Origin of the sequence: Arthrobacter sp. NPDC093128 (genome assembly GCF_040683875.1) — a bacterium.
Classification (GTDB): domain Bacteria; phylum Actinomycetota; class Actinomycetes; order Actinomycetales; family Micrococcaceae; genus Arthrobacter.
In genome coordinates this window covers 108,318-116,712 of sequence record NZ_JBFBEY010000018.1, presented here as the reverse complement: position 1 = coordinate 116,712, position 8,395 = coordinate 108,318, and the positions used below count along the sequence as shown (strand labels likewise).

Genomic DNA, 8,395 nt, shown 5'->3' with positions numbered 1-8,395 from the left:
TCGATGCCAACGCGGCGGGCCGGTTTGCCGATGATCAGGGCGATCTCGCCTTCGTAGCCGAGGAGTTCGCAGCCGGCGGGGCGCTCCACCGTTGAAGGAGCCTCTGCCGAGCCGAACGCCAGGGAGGACGATGGCTTCAGGAAGTAGGAGGGCTGTTCCGGGGTGCGGCCGCGCTGGGCTGCCCGGCTGGGGTAGTTGATGTGCACCGCGATGACCTTGCGGGCCGCGGCCAGGATGTGGTCGGTGACCTGTTCCAAGTATTACTCCTCATCGAGTACGAAATCGTATACGATAACTATTACCTACGGACTTCCGGACGTCAACCCCTGATATTTAGGGAGTTTTGAGAGGTGCTTGTAACGCAGGTCATACCTGCGTACAGTTTTGAATCAGCAACCAAATTTCTATTATCGAACGATTAGTTCCGATATCGAACACAAGACGGCCCTAGACAGCCACACAACGAAGTGAGGAATCCCGTGCATTTCCACCACCACGGCTACGTATCAGGTGACCCGCGAGTCCAGCCGGCCGCCGGCGTCGGCATTGACCGGCCCACCCAGCTTCCCGACGAAGTGGACGTGCTCATTGTGGGCACCGGCCCTGCAGGCATGCTCACCGCTGCCCAGCTCTCCCAGTTCCCGGGCATCACCACCCGCATCGTGGAGCGCCGCGACGGCAGGCTTGCCATCGGCCAGGCAGACGGCATCCAGGCCCGCAGCGTCGAAACCTTCCAGGCCTTCGGCTTCGCCGAGCGGATCATCGCCGAGGCCTACCGGATCACCGAAATGGCGTTCTGGAAGCCGGATCCGCGGAACCCTGCGAACATTGTCCGCGCCGCGCGCACCCTCGACGACGCGCACGGGATCAGCGAATTCCCGCACCTTATCGTCAACCAGGCCCGCGTGCTGGACTATTTCGCCGAGGTTATGGCCAACGCCCCCACGCGCATGTCGCCGGACTATGGCTATGAGTTCCGCAGCCTCGAAGTCGGCGAGGGGGAGTACCCGGTTACCGTAACGCTCGTCCATACCAGCGGCCCCGATGAAGGCCGGGAACGTGTTGTCCGGGCCAAGTACGTGGTGGGCGCCGATGGTGCCCGCAGCAAGGTCCGGGAGTCGATCGGCTGCACCCTGGCCGGTGACCAGGCCAATCACGCCTGGGGCGTTATGGACGTGCTCGCCAACACCGATTTCCCGGACATCCGCCTCAAATGCGCCATCCAGTCCCATGACGGCGGCAGCATCCTGCTGATCCCGCGGGAAGGCGGGCACCTCTTCCGCATGTACGTGGACCTGGGCGAAGTGCCCGCGGACGATCACGGCGCGGTCCGCAAAACCACCATCGAGCAGATCATCGCCAAGGCCAACGCGATCGTCCACCCCTACACCGTGGACGTGCGCAATGTGGCCTGGCACAGTGTTTATGAGGTGGGCCACCGCCTTACCGACAGGTTCGACGACGTCCGCCCGGAAGACATGGGCACGCGCACGCCGCGTGTGTTCATCACCGGCGACGCCTGCCACACGCACAGCGCCAAGGCCGGCCAAGGCATGAACGTGTCCATGCAGGACGGCTTTAATATCGGCTGGAAACTCGGCCACGTCCTCGAAGGGCGCAGCCCGGAGGGCCTGCTGTCCACCTACTCGGCCGAACGCCAGGTCATCGCGAAGAACCTCATCGACTTTGACAAGGAATGGTCCACGCTGATGGCGAAGAAGCCCGAGGAGTTCGCCTCCCCCTCGGAGCTAGAGGACTTCTACGTGAGCACCGCCGAATTCCCGGCCGGCTTCATGACCCAGTACGCCCCGTCGATGCTCGTCGGCAGCCCGGCCCACCAGGGGCTTGCCACCGGCTTCACCATCGGCAAGCGCTTCAAGTCCGCGCCCGTCGTGCGGGTCTGCGACACGAACCCGCTGCACCTCGGCCATCAGGCCAAGGCTGACGGCCGCTGGCGCATCTACGTTTTCGCGGACGCGGCAACCCCCGTCATGGGAACGGAGCGTACTGCGTCACCGGCCGCCGACCTGGCCGGCTGGCTCGCCAACGCGCCGGACTCGCCGCTCGCCGCCACACCGGAAGGCGCCGACGCCGACGCCTGGTTCGACGTGAAGGTCATCTACCAGCAGGACCACACCAGCATCGACATCAACGCAGTGCCGACCGTGTTCAAGCCGGAGGTGGGACCGTTCAAACTCACCTACCTGGAAAATGTCTACGGCACCGATCCGGCGGCCGACATCTTCGAATTGCGCGGCCTCGATCGCGGCGGCGTAATGGTGGTGGTCCGCCCGGACCAGTACGTGGCGAACGTCCTGCCCTTGACGGCGACGGCGGAGCTCGCCGCGTTCTTCGCGCCGATCCTGCACGGGCGTCAGGCGGCTGTCAGCCGCTGACGGCCTGAGCCGTCCGGTACTCCGCTGCGGCATATACACCCAGGATCCGCACCTCGGCGGTGAAGAAGTCCAGTTCCTCCAGGGCCAGCTTCAGCGGCAGGTCCTCGGGGTGGCCCTCGACATCGGCCATGAACATGGTGGCGGCAAACTCGTTGCCCACCATGTAGCTCTCCAGCCGGGTCATATTCACGCCGTTGGTGGCAAAACCGCCAAGCGCCTTGTAGAGCGCGGACGGGACGTTCCGGACGCGGAACACGAAGCTGGTCACTGCCGGCCCGGGCAACTCGTCCCGGGTCGGCAGTTCCGTTTCCCGCGCCAGAACCACAAAGCGCGTGGTGTTCGACGGATCGTCCTCGACCCGGGAGGCCAGGACTTCCAGCCCGTAAATCTGGGCCGCGAGCGGGGGAGCGAGGGAGAGCTTGGCGGGATCGTTCCATTCCCGCACTTCGCGGGCAGACCCGGCCGTGTCTCCGGCGATGACGGGGCGCAGCCCGGCTTCACGGATCAGGCGCCGGCACTGGCCCAACGCGTGGATGTGGCTGTGAACCTCCGTGGCCCCTTCGATGGTGCTGCCGGGGATGCCCAGCAGGTCGAAATGGATGGGCAGGAAAAACTCTCCCACGATCTGCAGGTGCGACTGGGGGAGCAGGACGTGGATGTCTGCCACCCTGCCGGCGATCGAGTTCTCGATCGGAATCATGGCCAGGTCGGCCTCGCCGCCGGACACCAGTTCGAAGGCGTCCTCGAAGCTGGCGCACGGGACGCTTTCCAGTTCGGGGAACATCTGCTGGCACGCGATATTGGAGTTGGCGCCGGGCTCACCCTGGTACGCAATTTTCTGGGTCACGATCCGTATGGTTTCACGACCCGCACCCAACTGCCCAAGTGAGTAGCAGCAGGTGTCGTTTTGAGGGCCCAAAACGACACCTGCTGCTACTTAGTTGGGGTGAGGCGCGAACAGTCCTGCCTCAGCCAAGCGCCAGCCGCATCGACACTTGGTACCGGTCCGAGCGGTACGTCGAGATGGAGTATTCGATGGGCGTGCCCGGATCGGCCTCTCCGGTAAACGACCGGCGCCGGAAGAGCAGCACAGGGGCGCCCGGTTCGATGTCCAGCAGGGCGGCAGTTTCCTCCGGCGCCGCAGCGGCCTCCACGGTCTGTTCCACGTGCTGCACCGGGTGTCCGGAGGTGGACAGGATCCGGTAGAGGGATCCCGTCAGGTCCTCCGAGGGCAGGTCCGGCAGGAGCCGGGGCGGCAGCCAGGATTCGTCCACGCTGACGGGGGCCCCGTTCGCCAGGCGCAGCCTGCGGACCTGGTAGGCGGCCTGCCCCGCGGCGAGCCCGAGGTGCTCGGCCGCCGCGGCGGGCGGCTCCGCCGTGGCCGCAGTGATGACCCGGGTGCTGGGCTCAAAGCCAGCCTGCCGCATGTCCTCATTGAAGGAGGCCAGGTGCAGGGTGGAACGCACCAGTCCGTGCGAGACAAAGGTTCCCTTGCCCTTGATCCGCACCAGCGCCCCGTCCTGGACGAGGTCCGAAATCGCCCGGCGCACCGTAATGCGGGAGACCCCGAACTGCTCCTCCAGCTGGCGTTCGCCCAGCAGTGCGTCGCCGGGCCGCAGCGTCGAAGCCACCAGGTCCTGGAGCTGCCTTCGCACCCAGACGTGTTTCAGTTCCCCTGCCGTATCCATAGGTCTATTGTCCGGGCAGGTCGAACAGATGCCCGCCGGCTTCCACGCGGGCTCCGCTCTCCGGTGAATCGATGGCGTCCGCTGCGCTGTCCAGGATCACCACGGGGCTGCACATGCTGAGGTTTTTCGAGCGGACCAGCGTGACGTCAACGCTGATCATCGGATCCCCGGCGCGGACCTGGTCGCCCTTCTGCGCCAGTACGCTGAAACCCTCGCCCTTCAGGCCGACCGTATCGATGCCCACGTGGACCAGCACCGCGGGCCCGGAGGCGTGCTGGACGATGTAGGCGTGCGGCATGACCTTGATGACCTTGCCGTCCAAGGGTGCGACGGCGGTCAGCACGCCCGCGTCGTCGTCCGGGATGACGGCGGCGCCGCCGCCGACCAGCCCTTTGGCGAACACGGGGTCCGGCACCTCGCTCAACGGGATGAGCCGGCCGGGCAGGGGAGAGGCCACGCTGATGGCCGCCGCGGGTGCTGCAGGTTTCACGTCAGGCGTGCTTACGTCAGGCGCGCTCACATCAGGTCCTGGATGTCTTCGGCCAGGCTCTCGGCTTCGGGGCCCACAACCACCTGGACCACCGAGCCTGCCATCATGACGCCGTGGGCGCCCGCGGCCTTGAGGGCGGCCTCGTCAACCTTGCCGGCGTCCACCACCTCGGTGCGCAGACGCGTGATGCACCCTTCGATCTCTTCGACGTTATCGGCGCCGCCCAAGGCGGCGAGGATGATTTCTGCTTTGGACATGTCCACTCCTGTTGGTGTTTCGCGGTGAAGGCTTGCGGGCTCTGGAGGTCTTTTTTCCTGCCTGAGGTTGACAACTGAGCCCGGTGCACTTCACAGTGATGATTGTCACTGGTTATAACCAGTTAGCAAAACAATACTGAATCCCGCATCCCCGCACAAGCACCCCCCTTTCGAAACGAGGAACAACATGACCACGGAAAACCCGTCCGCATCCGTCGGTGCCGGCCCGTTGGCCGCGCCGGCCCCCGGAAAGGCCAAGGGCAGCGGCAAAGCGCTGCAGAACATGCAGCGCTTCGGGCGCAGCCTCATGCTCCCCATCGCCGCCCTTCCCGCAGCAGCCCTCCTCCTGCGGCTTGGCCAGGACGACCTGCTGGGCAGGTTCGAAGGCCTGACCACCGTTGCCCAGGTGATCGGCGCGGCCGGCGGCGCCCTGTTTGAGAACCTCCCGCTGCTGTTCGCGGTCGGTATTTCCTTTGGCTTCGCCAAGAAGGGCGACGGGTCCACGGCGCTGGCCGCCGTCGTCGGCTTCCTGGTCCTAACCAACGTTTTCAAGGTCATGGCACCCCTGGTGCTGGGCGCCGCTCCGGAAGGCGGCAAGGATCCAGTCATCAACTACGGCGTGCTCGCTGGCATCGTGATGGGCCTGACGACGGCGTGGCTGTGGCAGAAATTCCACCGAACCACGCTGCCGGACTGGCTTGGCTTCTTCGCCGGCCGCCGGCTGGTGCCCATCCTGACCTCCTTCGCCGCGATCGTGATCGGCGTGGTCATGGCACTCATCTACCCCTTCTTCAACACCGGCCTGACCGCGGTGGGCAATGCCGTCGCGGACAACACCGTGGTGGGCAGCGGGGTCTACGGCACGCTCAACCGACTGCTCATCCCGCTGGGCCTGCACCACATCCTGAACTCCATCGTCTGGTTCATCATCGGCGACTACAACGGCGCCCACGGCGACCTGAACCGGTTCTTCGCCGGTGACCCCTCAGCGGGTGTGTTCATGACCGGGTTCTTCCCGATCATGATGTTCGCCCTGCCCGCGGCCGCCCTGGCCATCTGGCACGAAGCCAAGCCATCCCAGAAGAAGATCGTCGGCGGCGTGATGCTCTCCACCGGCCTCACCGCCTTCCTCACCGGCATCACCGAACCGCTGGAATTCTCGTTCATGTTCGTGGCCTGGCCGCTCTACGTCGTCCACGCCGTCCTGACCGGCACGTCGATGATGCTGGTCAACTTCCTGGGCATCCACCACGGGTTCGGTTTCTCCGCGGGTGCCATCGACTACGTCCTCAACTTCGGCATCGCCCAAAACCCGCTGTGGCTGATCCCCATCGGGCTGGTCTACGCGGCGGTGTACTACGTGGTGTTCCGCTTCGTGATCCGGCGCTGGAACCTGCGGACCATGGGACGTGAAGACGAGACTGACGAGAACGGTTCGATGGTCAAAGCCGATGCGAGCTGACGGCCTGCCGGCCGAAGCCGGAGGCGGGCTGGGGCTGCGGGGGCGCCTCGTCACCGGCCGGACCGGCGACGGAGTGACCGACGACGGCACCGTGGTGATCGCCGGGGGCCGCATCCGTTGGTGCGGCCCGACGGCGGAACTGCCCGCCGGCGTCGACGTCGAAACAACCCGGGTTCCGCTCATCCTGCCCGGGCTGGTGGACGTGCACTGCCATGGCGCCGTCGGGCACACCTTCTCCGCGGACGCGGAGGGCGCCCGCCAGGCCGCGGGCTTCCACGCCGCGCAGGGGACGACGTCGGTACTCGCCTCGCTCGTTTCGGCGCCGTCGGATGTGCTGCTGGAGCAGATCGCGGTGCTGCGGGAGCTGGTGCAGGACGGCACGTTGGCCGGCCTGCACCTGGAAGGACCGTTCATCACCAGGAGCATGTGCGGGGCGCAGGACCCGGCGGCCATCATCGATGGCAGCCCGGAACTCCTGAAGGAGTGGCTCGAGGCGGGACAGGGCACGGTCCGGTCCATCACGCTGGCACCGGAAACCGCGCACTTCGCGGAACTCGTTGCCCTGTGCCGGGACTACCGCGTGGTCCCGTCGCTCGGCCACACCGACGCCACGGCGGCCGGCACGCGGGAAGCCCTCGGCGGATGGTCCGGCGGTGCGAGTGGCATGGGTGCCGAGGACGGACCGTGGTCGGCCACGCACCTGTTCAACAGGATGCCCGCGCTGGGACACCGCACGCCCGGCCCCATCCCCGTCCTACTGCAGGCGGCCCGGCAGTCACCGGACCGGATGGTCCTGGAGCTGATTGCCGACGGCGTGCACCTTGACCCGGAGATCGTCCGCATGGTCTTCGACCTGGTGGGCCCGGACTCGATTGCCCTGATCACGGACGCCATGGCCGCGGCAGGGATGTCCGACGGCCACTACACGCTCGGCAGCCTGGACGTGCTGGTCCAGGACCGCGTGGCGCGGCTGGTTCCCGACGGGCACGATGCCCATCCCGGAGCGATCGCCGGTGCAACCAGCCTGCTGCTGGAGAACGTCCGCCGCTGCGTGGGCTGGGGGATACCCCTGGCTGACGCCGTCACCGCGGCCTCGGCGACCCCGGCCCGGCTCATGGGCCTGGATCAGCCGGATTCCGTCCAGCCGGGTTCCGTCCAGGTCGGTGTGCTGGCCGCGGGGTTCCGTGCCGACGTGCTGGTCACCACCGAAGAACTTGAACTGTTGCAGGCCTACCGGGCCGGCACACCACTAACTCAGGAAAGGGATGCGCGTGCAGATTATTCTGTGTGAGTCCGCCGAACACGTAGGGGGCAGGGCCGCCGACATCATCGATGCCCGGGTCCGGCAGGGACCGGCCGTACTGGGGCTAGCCACGGGAGGTTCGCCGAAATCCACGTACCAGGAACTCATCCGGCGGCACCGCGAAGAGCAGCTCAGCTTCAGCCAGGTCACGGCCTTCACCCTGGACGAATATGCGGGGCTGCCGCCGGAGCATGAACAGAGCTATTACTCCACCATCCGGCGGGAGTTTGCCGATCATGTGGACCTGCCGCTGGAGCAGCTCATCACCCCGCACGGGGATGTCCCGGACCTCGTGGCCGAGGCCGAACGCTACGACGCAGCCATCACGGCGGCCGGCGGAGTGGACATCCAGATCCTCGGCATCGGCGCCAACGGCCACATCGGGTTCAATGAGCCCACCTCGTCCCTGGTTTCGCGCACCAGGGTGAAGACCCTGGCCGGAGCCACCCGGGCGGACAACGCGCGGTTCTTCCCGGAGGGTGACGTCCCGCGGCTGTGCCTGACCCAGGGGTTGGGGACCATCCGTGAAGCCAAGCTGGCGGTACTCGTGGCCATGGGCGAGAACAAGGCTGATGCCGTCCAGGCCATGGTGGAAGGACCGGTCAGCGCACACTGCCCCGCCTCGGTGCTGCAGATGCACCGCCGGGCAGTGGTCATCCTGGACCCCGAAGCCGCCTCCCGCCTCAGCCTGCTGGACTATTACCGGGACGCCCAGGAGTTCAACGACCAACTGGGCCAGACGCCCACCCGGCCCTGGCTGCAGCAGCCGGCCTAGGAGTTTTTGTCCAGATAATGGGCG

Annotated in this window: 9 protein-coding genes; 4 read left to right on the top strand and 5 right to left on the bottom strand. The window is 66.4% G+C overall.

The annotated features are described in order from the left end of the window. A partial coding sequence (locus tag AB0N24_RS20265; protein ID WP_364128169.1) for a fumarylacetoacetate hydrolase family protein occupies nt 1-257 on the bottom strand: 257 nt, incomplete at its 3' end. Between the two features lie 222 nt (nt 258-479). Between AB0N24_RS20265 and AB0N24_RS20260 the strand changes: the two genes are divergently transcribed. Beyond that, entirely contained in the window at nt 480-2,396 is a 1,917-nt protein-coding gene (locus AB0N24_RS20260; RefSeq protein ID WP_364128166.1) for an FAD-binding monooxygenase, read from the top strand. Here AB0N24_RS20260 and AB0N24_RS20255 read toward each other — a convergent pair. From AB0N24_RS20255 to AB0N24_RS20240, 4 genes are all read right to left on the bottom strand, one after another. Next, nucleotides 2,386-3,243, bottom strand: coding sequence for a prephenate dehydratase (locus tag AB0N24_RS20255; RefSeq protein WP_364128163.1), 858 nt, complete (start codon nt 3,241-3,243; stop codon nt 2,386-2,388). The genes AB0N24_RS20260 and AB0N24_RS20255 overlap by 11 nt on opposite strands. Before the next feature lie 121 nt (nt 3,244-3,364). Next, a complete protein-coding gene (locus AB0N24_RS20250) occupies nt 3,365-4,084 on the bottom strand; it encodes a GntR family transcriptional regulator (RefSeq protein ID WP_364128160.1) in 720 nt (239 codons plus the stop codon). A 4-nt stretch (nt 4,085-4,088) separates the two neighbouring features. Next, nucleotides 4,089-4,574, bottom strand: coding sequence for a PTS glucose transporter subunit IIA (locus tag AB0N24_RS20245; RefSeq protein ID WP_364128157.1), 486 nt, complete (start codon nt 4,572-4,574; stop codon nt 4,089-4,091). 26 nt (nt 4,575-4,600) lie between these two features. Next, nucleotides 4,601-4,831, bottom strand: coding sequence for a PTS glucose/sucrose transporter subunit IIB (locus AB0N24_RS20240; RefSeq protein WP_011693340.1), 231 nt, complete (start codon nt 4,829-4,831; stop codon nt 4,601-4,603). A 187-nt stretch (nt 4,832-5,018) separates the two neighbouring features. Between AB0N24_RS20240 and AB0N24_RS20235 the strand changes: the two genes are divergently transcribed. The 3 genes from AB0N24_RS20235 to nagB are packed head-to-tail and all read left to right on the top strand — an operon-like array spanning nt 5,019 to nt 8,371. Beyond that, on the top strand, nt 5,019-6,293 hold the full coding sequence (locus tag AB0N24_RS20235; protein ID WP_364128153.1) for a PTS transporter subunit EIIC: 1,275 nt from the start codon (nt 5,019-5,021) through the stop codon (nt 6,291-6,293). After that, a complete protein-coding gene (locus AB0N24_RS20230; protein WP_364128150.1) occupies nt 6,283-7,584 on the top strand; it encodes an amidohydrolase family protein in 1,302 nt (433 codons plus the stop codon). The genes AB0N24_RS20235 and AB0N24_RS20230 overlap by 11 nt, the downstream gene beginning before the upstream one ends. Next, nucleotides 7,565-8,371: a glucosamine-6-phosphate deaminase gene (nagB, locus tag AB0N24_RS20225; protein WP_364128147.1), complete on the top strand. Its 807-nt coding sequence runs from the start codon at nt 7,565-7,567 to the stop codon at nt 8,369-8,371. Before AB0N24_RS20230 ends, nagB begins: the two co-directional genes overlap by 20 nt. The last annotated feature ends 24 nt before the right edge of the window (nt 8,372-8,395 follow it).